Raw genomic sequence first — 19689 nt, forward strand, 5'->3', positions numbered from 1 at the left:
GGCATGGCGGGCGTGGTGCCGGGATGGCTAGGGTCGCTCCACGGGGGTGGCGGGGGCCGCCGGGAAGGGGGCGACCGTGCACCGGTGGGGGTGGTGGTGGCGCGGGACGGGTCGGCCCACGACGCCTGAGCCCACGACGCCCGACGTGCTGGAGCTGCGGGTGCACGGCGTCGCCAACACGCCGCCCGCGAGCATGCTCGAGCTCGCGCCCGGTCAGGTCGAGCAGGTCGACGGCGACGAGCTCGGCAGCTTCTGGGCCCCGACCGCCGCGGCCGCAGCGGTCCCGCGTCGCGCGGGCGACCCGCGCGAGGTGCCCCCCGGCGTCCGGCGCGAGGCGTACTCGTGGGGTGCGATGGCGCGGCTGTCCGCCGTCCCGGGCCTGGGTCGCGTGAGCGGGCTCGTCGCGGGAGTCGTGCGCGCGCTGTGGGTGCTGATCATCCCGTTCGGGCTCGCGAATGTCGCGTACTGGTCGCGCGATGCCGACGAGCCGCACGGGCGACGGTCGTCGGCCGGCGGTGGGCTCGTGCGGCTGTTCGGGCTCCTGCTCACGCTGCTGTGGCTCGCGACGGTCGCGACCGTGACGCTCGGCGTCGTCGGTGCGCAGTGCTACGGGCCGCGCACGACGTCGGGCGAGGTCACCTACGTGCAGGTCTGCGCGGCGCTGCCCGGGTGGGCCGACGCGGCGGCGCGCTGGTCCACCGGCGAGCGCACCGCCGCGCTCGTCGCGGCGACCGCCGTCGTGCTCGTCGTGCTCGCGGTGGTCGGCTCGACGGGGCGGCTCCGGTACGAGCGACGCATGTCGACGACGAAGGCGCGGGGCCTGGCCGACGGCGCGGGGCTCGACCCGCGCGGGACCTGGCCGCTGCTCGCCCGGCCGGGGTTCTGGACGCACGCCCGCCGCTCGTCCGTGCAGTGGTTCGCGCACCTCGCTGCGGCGTTCGCGACCCTCGCGGGGCTCGTCTCGTGGCACTACCTGTACCGCGACGTGCCGCAGTGCACGCACTCGGACGGGTTCGGGACGCGGGGGTGCCTGGACGCCGCGGTGTGGGCGCGGGACGGGCGGCTGCCGTGGGCGCTGGCCGTCCTCGCCGCGGCCGTGGTGGTCGCCCTGGCCGCGTGGCGCACGGGGCGGCTGCGCCTCGACCCGCCGGGCGGAGGCCGCTCGACCTTCGCCGCCGAGGTGCGGGTCTCGCGCACCGCCGAGGTGCTGCTCCTGGGTGTCGCGCTCGTGCTGCTGGGGTGGGTGGTCGTGGCGGTCGCGCGCTCGGGAGACGGACCGCTGCGTCCCGCCGACGCCGCGTCACCGCCCTTCCTCGGGCTGCACGCGCTGCCCCGCTCGCTCGTCGCGCTCATGGTCCTGCTCGTGCTGGCGGCCGTCGGGATCCGTGCGCACCTGCGCGCCGCGGTGTGGGTGCCGCTCGTCCTGGCGACGGCCGTCGGCGCCGGCCTCGCGGTGCTGTGGTCCGCCGGCGCGTGGGGCGTCGTGTGGCGCACGGTCGCGGGGCTCTGCCTGGTGACGCTCACCGTCGTCGCGTCGGTCGTGAGCCGCCGACGGCCCGGTCGCGCGTGCGAGGGCTGGGCGGGCCGCGGGCCGGCAGTGCTGCTCGCGCTCGCGGGCGGGCTCGCGATGGTGCTCAGCGCCGCCGCGGTCCTCGGGACGGTGGCGTGGCTCGACGCGCCCGCGGCCGCGGAGAACCAGCGCCTGTCCACGCAGACCCAGCAGGCGCTCGACGACGCCGCGGCCCAGGACCCGCTGCGTGACCCGGTGGTCGTGCACGGCCCGGCCGCCGCGCACCTGCACGTCCCGCCGGGCTACGAGCAGTTCGCGGTCGCGAGCGTGGCCGGTGTGCTGCTGCTCGTCCTGCTCCTCGTCGTGCTCGGGATCCGCACGGCGACGCTGCGCCGCACCGTCGTGCCCGTCGTGCCCGGCGGCGCGCAGCCGCGGCCGACCACGGGGGAGGACGCCGCGGTGCAGGCCGCACGACGACGAGCCGCGCTCGCACAGCGCGCGGAGCGCCTGGTCGGCGCGGTCGCGGTGCTGCACCTGCTCGCGCTCGTCGGCTCGCTCGCGCTGCCCGACCCGCGCGCGACGTACGGCGGCGCGCTCGGCACGCTGTGGGCGCTCGCGGTCGACCTGTCCGGCGCGGCGGTGGTCGCGGCGTTCGGGCTCGTCGTCGCGAGCGTCGTGCTCGCCGGGTCCAAGAACGCGCTCGCGCGTCCCTGGGGGCTGCTGTGGGACCTCATGTGCTTCCTGCCGCGCGCCGCGCACCCGTTCGCACCGCCGTGCTACGCCGAGCGCGTCGTGCCGGAGCTCAGGACGCGCATCGACGCGTGGCTCGGTGACGACGGCACGCCGCTGCCCGGCGGTGAGGCGACCCGCGCGAGGCGTCGCGTGCTGCTCTCCGCGCACAGCCTGGGCGGGGTCGTCGCCGTCGCGACCCTGCTGGCGCGGTGGGACGGTCCCGCGGGGCCGCACGACCACCGGGTCGGCCTGCTGACCTACGGCACGCAGCTGCGCGCGTACTTCGGACGCTTCTTCCCGGAGCTGTTCGGACCCGAGGTGCTCGGCACGCGCCCGAGCCCGGGCGCCCTCCTGTGGGCCGCCGACCCGTGGGCCGCCGACCCGTCGCCCGTGCCCGGCCCCCGGACCGAGCCGACGCTGCTCGGCTCGCTCACGTCACCCCCGGGCGGTGCCTGCGCGGTGCGGTGGCGCAGCCTCTGGCGGCGGACCGACTTCATCGGGTTCCCCGTCGACGGGTACGCGGACTCGCCGGTCGACGTCCCCGCGAGCGAGGTCGACGCCGACGCGTACCTCCTGCAGGTGGTCGCGCACTCCGGCTACCCGCGCGCCCCCGAGTACCGGCGCGAGCTCGACACGCTCGTCGCGTGCCTGCGCGCGAGCCGCCCGTCCCGGTGACGCGCCGGGCGGTCCTCGGTCCCGTCCCGGCGCTCGTGGTGACACGTATCCTCGGTCGGTGCGTCGCGACCGCCTGACCTGGACGTTCTACGGGTGCTTCGTGGCGTGGGGCTGGTTCCTGTACAGCTTCAACCCGAGCGTCCCGCTCCTCGCCGACGAGCTCGGCATCTCCGACGCGCAGGCCGGCCTGCACGGCACCGCGATGGCGGTGGGCGCGATCGCCGCCAGCTGGGTCGCCCCGCGTCTCGTGGCGCGCGCAGGCCGGCGCACGGCCGTCGTCGTCGGTCTCGTGCTCGTCGCGGTCGGCGTCCTCGCGCTCGTGCTGGCGCGATCGCTCGCGGTGAGCCTGCCCGCCGTCGCGGTCCTCGCGCTCGGCGGCAACGTCGCGATCGCCGCGTCGCAGGCCGGGCTCGCGCAGCACCACGGACCCGCCGCGTCCGCCGCGGTGACCGAGGCGAACGGCGTCGGGTCGAGCATCGGCCTCGTCGGGCCGCTCGCCGCGGGGGCGTGCGTCGCGATCGGGTGGGGGTGGCGTCCCGCGGTCGCCGTGACCATCGCGATCACCCTGCTGACGGCGTGGGCCGCCTCCCGGCTGCCCGTCGGCGGCGCGATGACCCCGCCCGCCGTGGCGCGCACCCGCGCGTCGCGGGCCGAGCCGCGGCTCGTGCCCGTGGGGGGCACCGCGCACGGGCCGGTCGACGCGCTCGCCCCGGTGGAGGACCGGGCCGTCGCCCCGGTCGACGACCTGCCCGACGCACCCGACGAGCCCGCGCCTCGTTCCGCGCTCGCGGCGTGGTGCTTCCTCGCGGCGGTCGTCGCCGCGATCGCGCTGGAGAACATCACCACGTACTGGTCCACCGACCTCGTGCGCGAGCAGACCGCCGCGGGTGCCGGGATCGCGACGGCCACGACCGCCGGGTTCGTCGCGGGGGTGTCCGGCGTGCGGTTCCTCGTCGGGCCGCTGTCGCTGCGCGTGCGTCCGGCGATGCTGCTCGCGGCGTCGTTCGCCGTCACGATCGCCGGCTGGGCGGTGCTGTGGACCGCGTCGTCGTCGACGGTCGCCGTGGTCGGCCTCGTGATCGCCGGCTTCGGCTGCGGCGTGCAGTACCCGCTGTCCATCGCGCTGCTGCTGTCGACCGCCCCGCAGGCCCAGGACGCCGCGCAGGCGCGGGCCACGCTCGCCGGCGGGCTCGCGATCGGCGTGGCACCGTTCCTGCTCGGTGCGCTCGCGGACGCGGTCGGCGTGCACACCGCGTTCCTCGTGCTGCCCGCGGTCGCGCTGCTCGGGGGAGTCGTCGCGCTCGTCGGTGGCCGGCTCGTCGCCCCGACGCCCGTACGCTGACCGCGAACCCCGATGAAGGAGACCCGACCGATGGCCGCGCTCGACCACCGCACCACCTCGACCGTGCTCACCGTCCTGGACGCGCAGGGCAGCCCGCTGGCGGAGCGTGAGGTCGAGGTCGCCCAGACGCGGCACGCGTTCGGCTTCGGCTGCATCGCGTTCGACGAGGTCCGTCTCGCGCCGGGTGAGCGCGCCCCGCTCGACGACCTGTGGCACGGGCTGTTCGACACCGCGACGCTCCCGTTCTACTGGCGGCACTTCGAGCCCGAGGAGGGGCACCCGCGCACGGACGCGCTGGCGTCGGCCGCACGCCGGCTCGTCGAGCGCGGTGTCCGCGTCAAGGGGCACCCGCTGCTGTGGCACACGCTCGCGCCGCAGTGGCTGCTCGGACGCCCGGTCGAGGAGGTCGAGCGGATCGCGCGCGAGCGCATCACGCGTGACGTCACGGCGTTCGCGGGTCTCGTGGACACGTGGGACGCGATCAACGAGGTCGTGATCATGCCCGTGTTCCGCGCCGAGGAGAACGCCGTCACGCCGCTCGCGTGGCAGCGCGGGCGGATCGAGACGATCCGCCTCGCGTTCGAGACCGCGCGCGCCGCCAACCCCGGGGCGACCCTGCTGCTCAACGACTTCGACATGTCGACCGCGTACGAGTGCCTCATCGAGGGCGTGCTCGAGGCCGGCATCCAGGTCGACGCGCTGGGCCTGCAGAGCCACATGCACCAGGGCTGGTGGGGCGAGGAGAAGACGCAGCGCGTGCTCGAGCGGTTCGCCCGGTTCGGCCTGCCGCTGCACTTCACCGAGACCACGCTGGTGTCCGGTGACCTCATGCCGCCCGAGATCGACGACCTCAACGACTACGTGGTCGACTCGTGGCCCTCGACGTCGCAGGGCGAGGAGCGTCAGGCCGCGGAGCTCACGGCGCACTACACGCTGCTCGCGGAGCACCCGGCGGTGCAGTCGGTGACCTACTGGGGGCTGGGCGACGAGGGGGCGTGGCTCGGCGCGCCCGCGGGGCTGGTGCGGCGTGACGGCACGCCCAAGCCCGCGTACCATGCGCTGCGCGACCTCGTGCGCGGGCAGTGGTGGCACGCCCCGACGACGCTGCGCACCGACGCCGAGGGCCGGGTCACGGTCAGCGGCTGGCGCGGCGACTACGAGGTGCGCGCCGGTGGCGCGTCGGCGTCGTTCGTCGTCGGGGACGACGCCCGGCCCGTCGTCCGGCTCGCCGCCTGACCGCGGGAGGCCGCGCGTCGTGCCGCACCTGGACCTGCTGACCGTCACCGACCCCGACGACGAGCGCCTCGCCGACTACGTGTCGCTCACCGACGTCGCGCTGCGGTCGCGGCACGAGCCCGCCAAGGGTCTGTACATCGCGGAGAGCTCGACGGTGCTGGAGCGTGCCCTGCGGGCGGGGCACCGGCCGCGTTCGGTGCTGCTCGCGCCGCGGTGGGTGCCCGACCTCGAGCGCATGGTCGCCTCCCTGCCCGCCGACGACGACCCACCGGTGCCCGTGTACGTCGCCGACGAGCCCGTGCTCGAGGCGATCACCGGCTTCCACGTGCACCGTGGCGCGCTCGCGGCGATGCACCGCCCACCGCTGCCCGACCCAGTGGCGCTGCTCGCCGGCGCGCGTCGCGTCGCGGTGCTCGAGGACGTCGTCGACCACACCAACGTGGGTGCCGCGTTCCGCTCGGCGGCCGCCCTCGGCGTGGATGCGGTGCTCGTGACGCCGCGGTGCGCGGACCCGCTCTACCGGCGCTCCGTGCGGGTGTCGATGGGCACCGTGTTCCAGGTGCCGTGGACGCGGATCGACCCGTGGCCCGGGGGCGTCGACACGCTGCGCGAGGCGGGCTTCGTCACCGCGGCGCTCGCGCTCGGCGACGACGCGATCACGCTCGACGCGCTCGTCGCCGACCTGCCGGACCGGCTGGCGCTCGTGCTGGGCGCCGAGGGGCACGGCCTCAAGCCGGCGACCGTGGCGGCCTGCGACCTCGTCGTGCGCATCCCGATGGCCGGGGGAGTCGACTCGCTCAACGTCGCCGCGGCGGCCGCTGTCGCGTTCTGGGCCACGCGCGCGGTGGGGTGACCCCGCGCCGGATCGTCGTCGTTCGAGCGCGGGGCCGGTCGGTGCCTGTCAGTCCCAGAAGGGCGGGAGCTCGTCGGTCTGCGCCTGCGCCACCGCGAGGAAGGTGGTGACGACCGGCTCGTCGCGGTCCGCGTCGGGGGAGTCCAGGGTCTGGGTGGGGTCGGCCAGGAGGAGGTGCATGACCCGATCGTCCGACGTCCGCAGCGGGGTTCTCAGGGACGTCCGTCCCGACTCCGGCGGGCCCGCGGCGAGGCTCCGGCCACACCTCCACAGGTGCCCCACGGGCCGGTCACCACGGGGTCAAGAATGCCCGTGCGATGGGCCAAGACGCTCAAGCGAGGGCAAGGTCCTCGATCACCTCGGCGCCCGGGAGACGCGCGAGCAGCGCACCCGGCAGGGCGATCTTCGAGCGCCGCAGACCGCTGCCGACCACCACGAGCGCGCCCGCCTCGTCGGGCACCGTGACCGCCGCGTCCACGAGCACGCGGTAGCCCTCCGGCAGGCCCACGGGCGTGATCCCGCCGTACTCCATACCGGACTCCGTGGTGGCGCGGTCCATCGGCAGGAACGACGCCTTGCGCACGTCCAGCAGCCGCTTGACCGCGTTGTTGACGTCGGCGCGCGTCGTCGCGCGCACCACGGCCGCGGCCACGCGTTCGGCGCCCTCGCGTCGGCCCGCGACGAGCACGCAGTTCGCCGACGCGGACGGCGGCAGCGCGTACGCCTCTGTGAGCGCCGCCGTGTCGGCCAGGTCCGGGTCGATCTCGGCGACGAGCACGTGCCGCGCCACGTCGGCGTCGGCCGCGGCCCACGCGCTCAGCGTGCGCGCGGTCGGCGCGGCGACGAGGTCGAGGTGCTCGAGCGCCGGCTTCCAGTCGAGGGTCCCGAGGGTCACGCGCCGCACCCTACCGACCGGCGGGCACGCCGGCCGAGCCGTCCACCGCCGTCGTCGCGCGGCTCAGCGCTGGTAGGTGCCGACCAGGACGCCCCGCGCGAGCGTGTGGAACACCAGCGCGCAGCTCACGGCCCCGGGCGGGGCGTCGGGGGTCAGGCCGATGTCCTCGGAGTCGAGCGCGTGCACGACGAGGAAGTAGCGGTGCACCTGGTCGCCCGGCGGCGGCGCGCAGCCCACGTAGCCGACCGTGCCGTCGTCGTTGCGCAGCTGGAACGCCCCCGCCGGCAGGCCCGCGCCGTCGGGCGTGCCGGCGCCGGTCGGCAGCGACGTGACGTCCGCGCCCAGGCCCAGCACCGTCCAGTGGAACCACCCGGCGACGCCGGGCGCGTCCGGGTCGAACACGCTCACGGCGAAGCCCGCGGTCTGCTCCGGGAAGCCCGAGAACGCGACGTGCGGCGAGACGTTGCGCCCCGCGGGCGTGTTGGTGTGGACGTCGGGGACCGGTTCGCCGTGCGTCCAGTCCGTGCTGGTGACCTCGAACGCGGGCACGGCGGGCAGCAGCGAGTACGGGTCCGGCGCGACGGGGCGGGTGAGCGAGACCATGCGAGTCCTCCGGTCAGGCGTGGGGGCCGTCGGGGTGGGCGGCCGAGCCCATCGTCGCGGGCACGCGCGCGGCGCGCACGTGCGCACGCGCGTGGTCCAGCGCGGCGTCGAGGTCGTCGAACAGGTGCGACTCGTGACGCAGCGCCGCGATGACGCCGATCGACTCCGCGACCCGGCGGTGCTGGGGACGCAGCCCCTTGAGCAGCACGACGACGCCGCGTCGCTCGAGGTCGGTGACGATCTGCACGAGCGCGTGAGCGCCGCTCGTGTCGATCACGGTGACGCGGGACAGGCGCAGCACCACGACGCGCACGTCGGTGACCGCCATCAGCTCGTCCAGGAAGCGCCGGACGTCGGCGAAGAACAGCGCGCCGTCGATCCGGTACACCGCGATGTGCTCGTGCAGCAGCTCGCGCTCGGTGTCGGCCGCGATCACCTCGTCGGGCGGGTCCTCGCGGTGCAGCCCGCTGGAGCGGGCGATCGCCCGCAGCGACAGCACGGCGGCGACCGCGACGCCGACCTCGACCGCGAGCACGAGGTCGAACGCGACGGTCACGACGAGCGTCGCGACGAGCACGAGCGTGCCCGCGCGTCCCGAGCGGCAGATGGCCTTCGCCGCGCGCAGGTCGACCATGCGGGCCGCGGTGACGAGCAGGACGGCGGCCAGCACGGCCACGGGGATGCGGCCGACGAGCGGCGCAGCGGCGTAGACGACGAGCGCGAGGACCGCGGCGTGGCTGAGCGCGCTGACGCGGGTGCGTGCCCCCGTGCGCACGTTGACCGCGGTCCGGGCGATCGCACCCGTCGCGGGCAGCCCGCCGAACAGCCCGGACGCGACGTTCGCGAACCCCTGGCCGACGAGCTCGCGGTTGGGCCGGGTGCGTGGCACGTCGTCGGCCATGCCGTCCGCGACGTGCGCCGACAGCAGGGACTCGAGCGCGGCGAGCGCGGCCACCGCGAGGGCCGACGAGAACAGCGCGCTCGTCGTCGCGAGGTCCACGACCGGCAGGTGCGGTGCGGGCAGGCTCGAGGGCAGCGCACCGATGCGCTGCACGTCGAGGTGCGCGACCTCGGCGACGACGGTGGCCACGGCGACCGCGACGAGCGAGGCCGGGACCGCGCGGTGGAGCCGTGGCAGCCCGACGACGAGCGCGACCCCCAGCGCGACGAGAAGGAGCGGCGCGACGGCCGCCGACCAGTCGGTCGCGGCGAGGGTGCGCGCGGCGACGAGCGCGGCGTTCTCGCCCTCCGCCTTCGGCGTGCCCAGCGCGAGCGGCACCTGCTGGAGCGCGATCACCACGCCGATGCCGATGGTGAAGCCCTCGACCACCGGCCACGGCAGGTACGCGACGAGCCGGCCGAGGCCCAGCACGCCCGCGAGCACGACGATGCCGCCCGCCATGATCGCCACGACGGGCACCCACTGCGGGCCGTACCGCGCGACGATGGGCACGAGCACCACGGCCATCGCGCCCGTCGGTCCGCTGACCTGCAGGTGCGACCCGCCGAGGACGGCCGCGACGGCGCCGGCGACGACGGCCGTGACCAGCCCGGCGGCGGCGCCCGTCCCGGAGGAGACGCCGAACCCGAGCGCGAGGGGCAGCGCCACGACCGCGACCGTCAGCCCCGCCACCAGGTCGCGCCGCCACGAGCGGGACAGCCCCGTGTAGTCGTCGCGGCCGGGGAGCAGCGCGCGCAGGCGGCGCAGCGTGGCCCAGGGGTCGGAGGCGCTGGAGGATCCGGCGGGGTCGGTGGAGGAGGTGTGGGAGGAGTGGTCGGAGGAGGGCGCGGCGGAGGGTGCGGTGGCGGTCACCGCGCGTCCTCGAGCAGTTCGGCGCGGCGTGTGGCGGCGTCGACGAGCACGGCGCGTGCGGCCGCGAGCATGTCAGCGACCGCCGGCAGCGCGAGCGTGTAGTGCACGGCGTTCCCGCGGCGGGTCGCGGTGACGACGCCGGTGCGTCGCAGCACGGCCAGGTGCTGCGAGAGGTGGGAGGCCTCGAGCTCGAGCTCGGTGAGCAGGTCGGCGACCTGGCGGTCGCGCTCGACGAGCAGCTCGAGGGTGCGCACGCGAACGGGGTGGCTCAGGGCCTTGAACAGGTCGGCCTTGACCTCGGCCAGGGGCCGGTCGAGGCCGGGTGACTGCGGCACGGGTGCTCCAGGGGTGGGGAGAACGCCTGATGGATTGATGAATCTGTCAAACCATACGCCTTCTGAGGCGGTGCGCGGTTCGCTCGCCCATGCGGGTGAGACACGGGTCGCGGGCCCGCCGCAGGTTGACATCGCGCCGCGGGGAGCGTGTACTAGCAGTGTCGAACAGACGTTCGAACAGACCACGATCTGACCGCAAACCTGCAGGTCAGCGGCGTCTGTGCAGGTGCCGGGGGTCCGGCGACGGCGTCCACAGAGGTGCGTGATGACGGTCGACGTGCTGTCGCGGGAGGAGCGGATCGCGCGGGCCCGGCTCGCGCTCGCACACGCCGAGCGTCGCACCGGTGCACGCAGCGTGCTGCTGCACGAGCGACCCGTCGTCGCCGTCCCGACGGCCGAGCCGGAGACGACGGGACCCGGACCGGTGGCCGTCCCTGAGCCGGTGGCCGTCCCTGAGACGGGGACCATCCCTGAGCCGGTGACCATCCCTGAGACCATCCCTGAGACGGGGACCGTCCCCGAGCCGGTGACCGTGCCCGAGCCGGTGACCCGCCCCGAGCGGATGACCGTCCACGGCCCGGAGCAGCCCACGCGCGCGCCCGGCGTGCTGTCGGCCGCGCTGCTCACCACCGAGCGCCCCGCGCTGCCCGTCCCGCCGGCCCTCGCCCCGCTCCTGCCGGACGGGCTGCGCCGCGGTGCGACCACCGCGGTCCTGGGCTCGACGTCGCTCGCGCTCGCGGTCCTGGCCGCGGCGAGCGCCGCGGGCTCCTGGGCGGCCGTCGTCGGCCAGCCCACGCTCGGGCTGCTCGCGGCCGCGGAGTCGGGCGTGGTGCTCGACCGCCTCGCGGTCGTCCCGCACCCGGGGGCGGACGCCGCGCTCGTCCTGGCTGCCCTGCTGGACGGGGTGGACGTGGTCGTCGTCGGACCGGAGGCGCGGCTCGTCGACGCGGACCGGCGCCGCCTGTCCGCACGTGCGCGGGAGCGCGGCGCCGTGCTGCTCGCCACCACGCCCTGGCCGGGCGCTCAGGTCGTGCTCACCGCGGAGCGGGCGGCGTGGTCGGGGCTCGGTGACGGGCACGGCCGTCTGCGGACCCACCGGGTGCGCGTCGCGCGCGCGGGGCGCGCCGGTGCCGGTGTGCCGCTCGCACTCGACCTGACGTTCCCCCTGACCGCCCCGGGCCAGGACGCCGCGGTCGCGGCGGCCGTGCCGCGGACCGCGTCGCAGGCCGGGGAGCGGCGCGCACCGCTGCGGCTCGTCGGATGAGGCTCGCGGACGAGGTGCGTCGGATGAGGTGCGTCCGGTGAGGGACGACGAGCGGGGGCGCCGGCCGACGAGCACGCGCACCACGGTCCTGTGGGTGCCCGACTGGCCCGTGGTCGCCGCGTCGCAGTCGCTCGAGGTCCCGCGCCACGTCCCTGCCGCGGTCCTGCTCGGCCAGCACGTCGTCGCGGTGGGTGCGCTCGCACGCGTCGAGGGCGTGCGGCGCGGCATGCGCCGCCGGCAGGCGCAGTCGGTGTGCCCCGAGCTCGAGCTGCTGCCCGCGGACGACGCCCGCGACACGCGCCTGTTCGAGCCCGTCGCGGTCGCGGCGGAGAGCGTGGTCGCCGGTGTCGAGGTGGTCCGTCCGGGCCTCCTGCTGCTGCCCGCGGGCGGCGCGAGCCGGTACCACGGCTCGGAGGAGAACCTCGCCGAGCGGCTCGTCGAGGCGGTCGCGCAGCAGACCGGTCACGAGTGCGCCGTGGGGACGGCCGACGGTCTGCTCGCCGCGGTCGTCGCGGCCCGCACCGGGGCGCTCGTCCCACCCGGCGGGTCGGCTGGGTTCCTCGCGTCCCGGCCGATGACGGAGCTGGGGTTCGCGGCGACCACGGAGGACTCCGGCCGGCAGGTCGACGAGCTCGTGGACCTGCTGCACCGGCTCGGGCTGCGGAGGCTGGGGCAGCTCGCGGCGCTGCCCGCCGCGGACGTGCACGCCCGGTTCGGGCGGCTCGGGACGTGGGCGCACGTGCTCTCCCGCGGCGAGGACGAGCGCCCACCCGTGCGGCGCCGTCCCGAGGCCGACCTGGAGGTCGCCACCGCGCTCGACCCGCCCGTCGACCGGGTCGACACCGCGACGTTCGCGGGCCGCCGGCTCGCCGAGGAGCTGCACACCCTGCTCGTCGAGCGCTCGCTCACGTGCGGGCGCCTCGAGATCGCGGCGCGCACCGACGAGGGGACCGACCTGGTGCGCGCGTGGCGTACCGACCTCGGCGGCTGGGGTGGGCTGTCGCCGTCGCGCATCACGGACCGCATCCGCTGGCAGCTCGAGAGCTGGCTGTCCGCCACCGCGGTCGCCACCGCTCGCTCGCGCGCGCTCGACGACCGCGTGCGGCTGAGGGACGCGCGGCGGGCCGCGACCGGTCGCCCGGGTGACCGGCCGACGGGTCGTACCGACGAGGACGTGCAGTGGGCGTTCGACGCGCGCACGGCGCACGAGTCGGACGACACCCCGCCGGTCACGCTCGTGCGGCTGTCGGTCACGGCGCTGGACGTCGCACCGGCCGGTGCCGAGCAGGGCCGGCTGTGGGGCGGCCCGTCGGGCGGTGACCTGCGCGCGCACCGCGCGATGGACCGCGTGCAGGCGATCCTCGGCGGCAGCGGGCTGCTCGCCGCGTGCGTGCAGGGCGGACGTGACGTGCGCGAGCAGGTCCACGTCCGCCCGTGGGGCGAGCAGGGTGCCGCGCCGTTGCCGCTCGACCGTCCCTGGCCGGGGCGGCTCCCGCCGCCGGCACCCGCGACCGTGCTACCCGAGCCCGAGCCGGTCCAGGTGCAGGACGCGGCGGGCGTCGAGGTGCTGCTCGACGGCCGCGAGGGGCTGGCGGGCGAGCCGGCGTGGGTCCGCTGGTCGCAGGGACGGCGCAGCCGCGTGAGCGGATGGGCGGGACCGTGGGTGCTGACCGGGCGATGGTGGAGCGGGCAGTCGCCGCGTGCGCACCTGCAGGTCGCGTTCGACGGCGAGCCGGCCGCGCTGCTCGTCGCGACGACCGCCGGGTGGGCGTGCGAGGCGCGCTATGACTGAGCGCACCACCACGCCGCGCGGGTCACGCGCCGCGCAGGCCGCGCCGGAGGACGCCCGGTACGCCGAGCTGCACGCGCACTCCGCGTTCAGCTTCCTCGACGGCGCGAGCCAGCCCGAGGAGCTCGCCGCGGAGGCCGCGCGGCTCGGCCTCGAGGCGCTCGCGCTCACCGACCACGACGGGCTGTACGGCGTGGTGCGGTTCGCCGAGGCCGCGCGCAAGGTCGGCCTGCCGACCGTGTTCGGCGCCGAGCTGCACCTGCCCGCGCCCACCGCGCGCCGCCACGGCCGCGAGCCCGCGCCGCCGCCCGGTCCGCCGGTGCTCGACGAGCCCACGGGCGTCCCCGACCCGCGCTCCACGCACCTGCTCGTGCTCGCGCGCGGCCCGGACGGCTACCGCGCGCTGTCCCGCGCGATCGCGGAGGGGCACCTGCGCACGGGGCGCAAGGGTGCCGCGGAGTACGACCTGGAGCAGCTCGCCGAGACCGCGCGGGGCCAGTGGCTGGTCCTGACGGGCTGCCGCAAGGGCGCCGTGCGGCGTGCGCTCGCGGGCGGTGACCCCTCGGGGGTCGTCCCGGTCGCGCCCGACGGGTTGTCGGCGGCGGAGCGTGAGCTCGACCGCCTCGTCGCGCTGTTCGGCCGCGACAACGTCGCGGTGGAGGTCACGGCGACGGGGGACGCGTACGACGACGAGCGTACCGACGCGCTGGCCGAGCTCGCCCGCCGGTCCGGGCTCCCGCTCGTCGCGACCACGGCGGCGCACCACGCGAGCCCGCGCGACGCGGACCTCGCGGCGGCGCTGGCCGCGGTGCGGGCGCGCAGCTCGCTCGACGACCTCGACGGGTGGCTGCCCGCGGGGACGGGTGCGCACCTGCGCTCGGCGCGCGAGATGCTCGCGCGCCACCGCCGGCACCCGCAGGCCGTCGCGGCGGCAGCGGACCTCGCGGCGCAGTGCGCGTTCGACCTGTCGCTCGTCGCGCCGACGCTGCCGCCGTACCCGGTGCCGGAGGGGCACACGGAGGCCACGTGGCTGCGCGAGCTCGTACGCCGCGGGGCGCTCGAGCTCTACGGCCCGCCCGAGGCCGAGCGCGTACCGGGGGCGTGGGCGCAGCTCGAGCACGAGCTGCGCGTCATCGAGGAGCTCGGGTTCCCGGGCTACTTCCTGGTCGTCTACGACCTGGTGAAGTTCTGCCGGGACAACGGGATCCTCGCGCAGGGCCGCGGCTCGGCGGCGAACTCGGCGGTCTGCTACGTGCTGCGCGTGACCGCGGTCGACGCGGTGCACCACGGGCTGCTGTTCGAGCGGTTCCTGGCGCCCGAGCGGGACGGGCCGCCGGACATCGACGTGGACATCGAGTCCGGGCGCCGCGAGGAGGTCATCCAGCACGTCTACGCGGTGCACGGGCGCGAGCACGCGGCGCAGGTCGCCAACGTCATCTCCTACCGGCCACGCTCGGCCGTCCGGGACGCGGCACGGGCGCTCGGGTACGACGCGGGTCAGCAGGACGCGTGGGCGAAGTCGATCGAGCGGTGGGGGAGCCTGCGCGCGGCGCCCGCCGCCCCACCACCACCCGACGGCCCGAACGTGCTGGACCGACCCCCACGCCCGCACACCGGGCACGCGGGACCGTGGCCCGCGCCCGCGTCCCGGACGGCGGCGCCCGTGGTCACGGACCGGCACGAGCGGTCCGCGCGCCGCGGTGCCATGTGGACCTCGGGCACGCCCGGCTCGTCGGCGGCCCCGCGCCGCGCGCCCCGCGGGGCCGAGGTGCCCGGTCTCGCGACGGCCGACGGGCACGACGTGGTCCCGACGACGCTGCCCCCCTCGGCCGACGACGAGGGGGAGATCCCCGAGCAGGTGATCGACCTCGCGGAGCGGTTCCTGCGCCTGCCGCGCCACCTGGGGATCCACTCGGGCGGCATGGTCATGTGCGACCGCCCCGTGATCGAGGTGTGCCCCGTGGAGTGGGCGCGCATGCCCGGGCGCACGGTCCTGCAGTGGGACAAGGAGGACTGCGCCGACGCGGGGCTCGTGAAGTTCGACCTGCTGGGCCTCGGGATGCTCACGGCACTGCGCATCGCGTTCGGCTACGTGCGCGAGCACGGCGGTCCGGACCTCGACCTGCACGCGCTGCCGCAGGACGACCCGCTGGTGTACGACCTGCTGAGCGCGGCGGACACCGTCGGGGTGTTCCAGGTGGAGTCGCGCGCGCAGATGGGCACCTTGCCGCGGCTGCAGCCCCGCACGTTCTACGACATCGTCATCGAGGTCGCGCTGATCCGCCCGGGTCCCATCCAGGGCAACTCCGTGCACCCGTACATCGAGCGGGCGCGCGGTCGGCAGCCCGTGACGTACCTGCACCCGCTGCTCGAGCCGTCCCTGAGCAAGACGCTCGGCGTGCCGCTGTTCCAGGAGCAGCTCATGCAGATGGCGATCGACGTCGCGGACTTCACGCCCGCCGAGGCGGACCAGCTGCGCCGCGCCATGGGCTCGAAGCGCTCGACGGAGCGGATGCTCGCGCTCAAGGAGCGGCTCATGACGGGCATGGCGGGGCACGGTATCTCGCGCGAGGTCGGTGAGCAGATCTTCGACAAGCTCAAGGCGTTCGCCGACTTCGGGTTCCCCGAGTCGCACGCGTACTCGTTCGCGTTCCTGGTGTACGCGAGCGCGTGGCTCAAGGTGCACCACCCCGCGGCGTTCTACGCGGGGATCCTCGCGGCGCAGCCGATGGGCTTCTACTCGCCGCAGAGCCTCGCCGCGGACGCCCGCCGGCACGGGGTCGAGGTGCTGCGCCCGGACGTGCAGCGCTCACGAGCGCAGGCGTGCGTCGAGCGCGTCGCCCCCGAGCCTGCCGGGGGAGAGCCGCGGCTCGTGCCCCGGCCGAGCGGTACGGGACCGACCCCGGACGCGGGTGTCCGCACCGGGAGAGGCCCCGGCCCTGCTCCCGGCTCGGCGGCCGGCCTGGACGGCGATCCGGATGCCGGCCCGGATGCCGGTCCGGCACGCTCGCTCGCGGTGCGGCTGGGGCTGGTGGCGGTCCGCGGGATCGGCGAACCCCTCGCGCAGCGCGTCGCCGACGAGCGCGACGCGCACGGCCCGTTCGCGGACCAGCGTGACCTGGTGCGTCGCGTGCGGCTCACCACCCCGCAGCTCGAGGCGCTCGCGACCGCGGGTGCGCTCGACTCGCTCGGCGTGACCCGGCGGGAGGCGCTGTGGGCCGCGGGTGCGCTCGCGCAGGAGAGCCCCGAGACGCTGCCGGGTGTCAGCGTGGGCGTGACCGCACCGACGCTGCCGGGCCTGAGCGCGGTGGAGACCGCCACCGCGGACGTGTGGGCGACGGGCGTCTCGGTGGACTCCTACCCGACGCAGTTCGTGCGCGACGGGCTCGACGAGGCGGGGGTGCTGCGGGTCGAGCAGGCGTTCCGGCACGAGCCCGGCCGTCGCGTCGCGGTCGCGGGCGTGGTCACCCACCGGCAGCGCCCGGGCACGGCCGGGGGAGTGACGTTCCTGTCGCTCGAGGACGAGACCGGACTGCTCAACATCGTGTGCTCGGCGGGTCTGTGGCAGCGGTTCCGACGCGTGGCGCGCACGAGCCGCGCGCTCGTCGTGCGCGGTCTGCTCGAACGGCAGGACGGCGCGACCAACCTCGTCGCCGAGCACCTCGCACCGTTGTCGCTCAAGGTCCGCTCGTCGTCGCGCGACTTCCAGTGACCAGCGGGGCGACCTCAGGGGGCCGCGAACGCGACCTCGTCGGACGGCACGACCGCCGCGGTGCGGCCGGGTGCCGTCTGGAACGACCAGTACAGGTTGGTGTGCGCGACCACCTGCGCGGGCTCGGGGGCGCCCCACTGCGTGAGGTCCTCGGTGGTGTGCGCGTCGGACACGAGCGTGACGTCGTAGCCGCGGGTGAACGCGCCGTGGATCGTCGAGCGGATGCACGCGTCGCTCTGCGCCCCGGTCACCACGAGGTGCCTGACCCCGCGATCGGCCAGCACCGACTCGAGCGGCGTGTCCTCGAACGAGTCGCCGAACCGCTTGTCGACGCGCGCCTCGTCGTCGTGGAAGCCGACCTCCGGCACGATCTGCCAGCCGTCCTCGCCGGGGACGAGGCCCTCGTCGGGCGCCTGGTGCTGGACCCACACCACCGGGACGTCCTCCTGGCGCGCTCGTGTGACGAGCGTGGCGATCCGGCCGAGCACGGCGTCACGGTCGTACGCCTGCGCGACCACGCCGTTCTGCACGTCGATGACGAGCAGCGCAGTGCCTGTGCGGTTCTCGAGAGTGGTCATGGTCACCAGCGAAGCACGCCGGTCCGACATCCGGCTGCACCGGCCGCCGCCTCCTGCGTCGGCCGAGGTCAGCGCGCCGCGTGGCGCTCGGCCCGCTCCCGCACGCCCAGCAGCATGCGCCGGGACATCACCGAGCTCGCCAGCCCGAGCGCCTCGTTCAGCGGCACCGCCCACCACTGCGGCCGCGCGTACCGCTCCCGCACCACGAGCCTCGTCGTGCGGTCCCGCCCCGGGTGCAGGGTGAACGCCCAGCTGAACGTCGCGTCGGGTGCGGTGAGGACGAGTGCGTGCGGCGGGTCCACGGTCGTGACCGCGAGCGCCGCGCTCGCCGCGAGGTGCACCTCGTCGCCCGGTGCGAGGTCCTGCCAGCGCGCCTCGACCCGGTCCGCGGAGCGGATGCCGAGGCCCACCGCGTTCTCGAGCCAGTCGTAGGAGTAGAAGCCGCCGCGCCCCTGCCCGAGCTGCACGAGCCACGGCCAGACGTCCTGCGCGGGCGCGGCGATCGTGATCGCGCGCGTCGCGACGAGACCCGGGTCGCGCACGACGTCGTCTCCCGCGAGCACCGCGTCGAGCTCGTCCTCGGTGGCGCCCCACTGCAGCCCCCACGTCCGCACGACCGGCAGCAGCGCGACCGTCGCGACGAGCGACAGCGCGCCGAGGGTCCGTGGAGCGGGGCGGTGCGGGCGGGCCATGTGCTCAGCGCACCGCACATCGCCCGCCCGGGCAACCGACGAACGTCCCTGGGGCGGCCCGCCCGTGCCGGTTCCGGTGGTCGGTGTGGGCGGTGGGCGCGACGATGCGGGCATGCTGCTCGCCGAGGTCGCCGACACGTCCCGCGCGCTGGCCGCGACCCGCTCCCGGCTCGCGAAGCGCGCGCTGCTGGTGGAGCTGCTGCGCCGCACCCCACCGCCGGACGTGCCGCTCGTCGCGCACTACCTGGGCGGAGAGCTGCGGCAGCGGCGCACAGGCCTCGGCTGGCGCTCGCTCGCGCACCTGCCGCCCCCGGCCGACGAGCCGACCCTGACGCTCGAGGAGGTCGACGCGACGTTCGCGCGGATGGCGCAGCTGTCCGGCGCCGGCTCGGGGACGCAGCGGCAGGAGCTCGCCGCGCAGCTGTTCGCGCGGGCGACCGCCGTGGAGCAGGACCTCCTGCGCGGTCTGGTCACCGGCGAGCTGCGCCAGGGCTCGCTCGACGCGCTGCTGCTGGACGCGGTGGCCGAGGCCGCCGGCGTGCCCGCCGCCGCGGTGCGTCGTGCGGCGATGCTCGCGGGCGCGACGGCGCCGGTCGCGTCCGCGGCGCTCGGCGCGTCCGGTCCCGCGGAGGCGGCGAGCCTGCTCGCCGGGTTCGGCCTGACGGTCGGGCGAGCGGTCCGCCCGATGCTCGCGCAGTCCGCCACCGACGTGGCGACCGCCCTCACCGACGTGGGTCCGGGCCCGGCGGTGGTCGACGCCAAGCTCGACGGCATCCGCATCCAGGTCCACCGGCGCGACGACGAGGTGCGGGTCTTCACCCGCAGCCTCGACGACGTCACCGCCCGCGTCCCGGAGATCGTCGACCTGGTCCGCTCGTTGCCCGGCGGGACGCTCGTGCTCGACGGCGAGGCGCTCGTCGTCGACGACACCGGCCGTCCCGTCGCGTTCCAGGACACGGCCTCGCGCGCGGCGACCGCCGACGCGCAGGTCGCGGCGCGGCACGTGCTGCGCCCGTTCTTCTTCGACGTGCTGCACGCGGACGGTCGTGACCTGCTCGACGAGCCGCTGCGCGACCGCCTCGCCGTGCTCGACCGCCTGCTCTCCGACCACCCCGCCGCGAGCATCGACCGCGTCGTGACGACCGACCCCGACGAGGCCGGCGCCCACCTGCGTGAGGTGCTGGCGGCCGGGCACGAGGGCGTCGTCGTCAAGGCGCTCGACTCGCCCTACGAGGCCGGCCGCCGCGGCGGCGCGTGGGTCAAGGTCAAGCCGCGCCACACGCTGGACCTCGTGGTGCTCGCGGTCGAGTGGGGTTCCGGCCGCCGGCGCGGCCTGCTGTCCAACATCCACCTGGGCGCACGCGACGCGGCCGGAGGGTTCGTCATGCTCGGCAAGACGTTCAAGGGCATGACCGACGAGATGCTGCGCTGGCAGACCGAGCGGTTCACCGCGCTCGCGACCTCGTCGTTGGACGACTGGGTGGTGCACGTCCGCCCCGAGCAGGTAGTCGAGATCGCGTTCGACGGCCTCCAGCGCTCGTCGCGCTACCCGGGCGGCGTGGCCCTGCGGTTCGCCCGCGTGCTGCGCTACCGCGACGACAAGACCGCGGCGGAGGCGGACACGATCGAGGCGGTCCGCGCGCTCGCCTCGCCGGCGTGA

Annotated in this window: 15 protein-coding genes; 8 read left to right on the forward strand and 7 right to left on the reverse strand. The window is 76.2% G+C overall.

The window, feature by feature from the left end:
* The first annotated feature begins 76 nt into the window (after window positions 1–76).
* From CBP52_RS03885 to CBP52_RS03900, 4 genes are read left to right on the forward strand one after another with little or no spacing between them, the layout of a single operon-like run.
* Window positions 77–2917, forward strand: a complete 2841-nt coding sequence (locus CBP52_RS03885; RefSeq protein WP_157732489.1) for a hypothetical protein — start codon at window positions 77–79, stop codon at window positions 2915–2917.
* Window positions 2918–2975: 58 nt separating this feature from the next.
* A complete protein-coding gene (locus CBP52_RS03890; protein ID WP_094179905.1) occupies window positions 2976–4259 on the forward strand; it encodes a sugar MFS transporter in 1284 nt (427 codons plus the stop codon).
* A gap of 30 nt (window positions 4260–4289) precedes the next feature.
* A complete protein-coding gene (locus tag CBP52_RS03895) occupies window positions 4290–5495 on the forward strand; it encodes an endo-1,4-beta-xylanase (protein ID WP_094179906.1) in 1206 nt (401 codons plus the stop codon).
* A 19-nt stretch (window positions 5496–5514) separates the two neighbouring features.
* A complete protein-coding gene (locus CBP52_RS03900; RefSeq protein WP_094182126.1) occupies window positions 5515–6348 on the forward strand; it encodes an RNA methyltransferase in 834 nt (277 codons plus the stop codon).
* 48 nt (window positions 6349–6396) lie between these two features.
* Here CBP52_RS03900 and CBP52_RS18465 read toward each other — a convergent pair whose 3' ends face one another.
* The 5 genes from CBP52_RS18465 to CBP52_RS03920 all read right to left on the reverse strand — a co-directional run bounded on the left by CBP52_RS18465 (window position 6397) and on the right by CBP52_RS03920 (window position 9994).
* Window positions 6397–6528 (reverse strand): hypothetical protein, encoded by a 132-nt coding sequence (locus tag CBP52_RS18465; protein WP_255407184.1) that lies wholly within the window; start codon window positions 6526–6528, stop codon window positions 6397–6399.
* Between the two features lie 151 nt (window positions 6529–6679).
* Window positions 6680–7243 (reverse strand): YbaK/EbsC family protein, encoded by a 564-nt coding sequence (locus tag CBP52_RS03905; RefSeq protein ID WP_232514647.1) that lies wholly within the window; start codon window positions 7241–7243, stop codon window positions 6680–6682.
* A 63-nt stretch (window positions 7244–7306) separates the two neighbouring features.
* Window positions 7307–7846 (reverse strand): YbhB/YbcL family Raf kinase inhibitor-like protein, encoded by a 540-nt coding sequence (locus tag CBP52_RS03910; RefSeq protein ID WP_094179908.1) that lies wholly within the window; start codon window positions 7844–7846, stop codon window positions 7307–7309.
* Window positions 7847–7859: 13 nt separating this feature from the next.
* Complete coding sequence (locus CBP52_RS03915) at window positions 7860–9659, reverse strand: SulP family inorganic anion transporter (protein WP_369826289.1); 1800 nt, start codon at window positions 9657–9659, stop codon at window positions 7860–7862.
* Window positions 9656–9994, reverse strand: a complete 339-nt coding sequence (locus CBP52_RS03920; protein ID WP_094179909.1) for a metalloregulator ArsR/SmtB family transcription factor — start codon at window positions 9992–9994, stop codon at window positions 9656–9658. The genes CBP52_RS03915 and CBP52_RS03920 overlap by 4 nt, the downstream gene beginning before the upstream one ends.
* Before the next feature lie 265 nt (window positions 9995–10259).
* On the opposite strand from CBP52_RS03920, the gene CBP52_RS03925 reads away from it, so the two are divergent.
* From CBP52_RS03925 to CBP52_RS03935, 3 genes are read left to right on the forward strand one after another with little or no spacing between them, the layout of a single operon-like run.
* On the forward strand, window positions 10260–11258 hold the full coding sequence (locus CBP52_RS03925; protein ID WP_094179910.1) for a hypothetical protein: 999 nt from the start codon (window positions 10260–10262) through the stop codon (window positions 11256–11258).
* A gap of 37 nt (window positions 11259–11295) precedes the next feature.
* Entirely contained in the window at window positions 11296–13050 is a 1755-nt protein-coding gene (locus CBP52_RS03930; RefSeq protein ID WP_094182128.1) for a DNA polymerase Y family protein, read from the forward strand.
* Window positions 13043–16759 (forward strand): PHP domain-containing protein, encoded by a 3717-nt coding sequence (locus CBP52_RS03935; protein ID WP_094179911.1) that lies wholly within the window; start codon window positions 13043–13045, stop codon window positions 16757–16759. Before CBP52_RS03930 ends, CBP52_RS03935 begins: the two co-directional genes overlap by 8 nt.
* A 14-nt stretch (window positions 16760–16773) precedes the next feature.
* Here the strand turns inward: CBP52_RS03935 and CBP52_RS03940 are convergent, their stop codons facing one another.
* Complete coding sequence (locus CBP52_RS03940) at window positions 16774–17337, reverse strand: cysteine hydrolase family protein (RefSeq protein ID WP_094182129.1); 564 nt, start codon at window positions 17335–17337, stop codon at window positions 16774–16776.
* 68 nt (window positions 17338–17405) lie between these two features.
* Window positions 17406–18029: a hypothetical protein gene (locus tag CBP52_RS03945; protein ID WP_094179912.1), complete on the reverse strand. Its 624-nt coding sequence runs from the start codon at window positions 18027–18029 to the stop codon at window positions 17406–17408.
* A 112-nt stretch (window positions 18030–18141) separates the two neighbouring features.
* On the opposite strand from CBP52_RS03945, the gene CBP52_RS03950 reads away from it, so the two are divergent.
* Window positions 18142–19689, forward strand: a complete 1548-nt coding sequence (locus CBP52_RS03950; RefSeq protein WP_094182130.1) for an ATP-dependent DNA ligase — start codon at window positions 18142–18144, stop codon at window positions 19687–19689.

The organism is Cellulomonas sp. PSBB021, assembly GCF_002240455.1.
Taxonomy (GTDB): Bacteria; Actinomycetota; Actinomycetes; order Actinomycetales; family Cellulomonadaceae; genus Cellulomonas; species Cellulomonas uda.

Coding starts and splice junctions, on each gene's coding strand:
- CBP52_RS03895 (WP_094179906.1), top strand. CDS start 4,290: ATGGCCGCGCTCGACCACCGCACCACCTCGACCGTGCTCACCGTCCTG.
- CBP52_RS03925 (WP_094179910.1), top strand. CDS start 10,260: ATGACGGTCGACGTGCTGTCGCGGGAGGAGCGGATCGCGCGGGCCCGG.
- CBP52_RS03945 (WP_094179912.1), bottom strand. CDS start 18,029: ATGGCCCGCCCGCACCGCCCCGCTCCACGGACCCTCGGCGCGCTGTCG.
- CBP52_RS03940 (WP_094182129.1), bottom strand. CDS start 17,337: ATGACCACTCTCGAGAACCGCACAGGCACTGCGCTGCTCGTCATCGAC.
- CBP52_RS03950 (WP_094182130.1), top strand. CDS start 18,142: ATGCTGCTCGCCGAGGTCGCCGACACGTCCCGCGCGCTGGCCGCGACC.
- CBP52_RS03935 (WP_094179911.1), top strand. CDS start 13,043: ATGACTGAGCGCACCACCACGCCGCGCGGGTCACGCGCCGCGCAGGCC.
- CBP52_RS18465 (WP_255407184.1), bottom strand. CDS start 6,528: ATGCACCTCCTCCTGGCCGACCCCACCCAGACCCTGGACTCCCCCGAC.
- CBP52_RS03910 (WP_094179908.1), bottom strand. CDS start 7,846: ATGGTCTCGCTCACCCGCCCCGTCGCGCCGGACCCGTACTCGCTGCTG.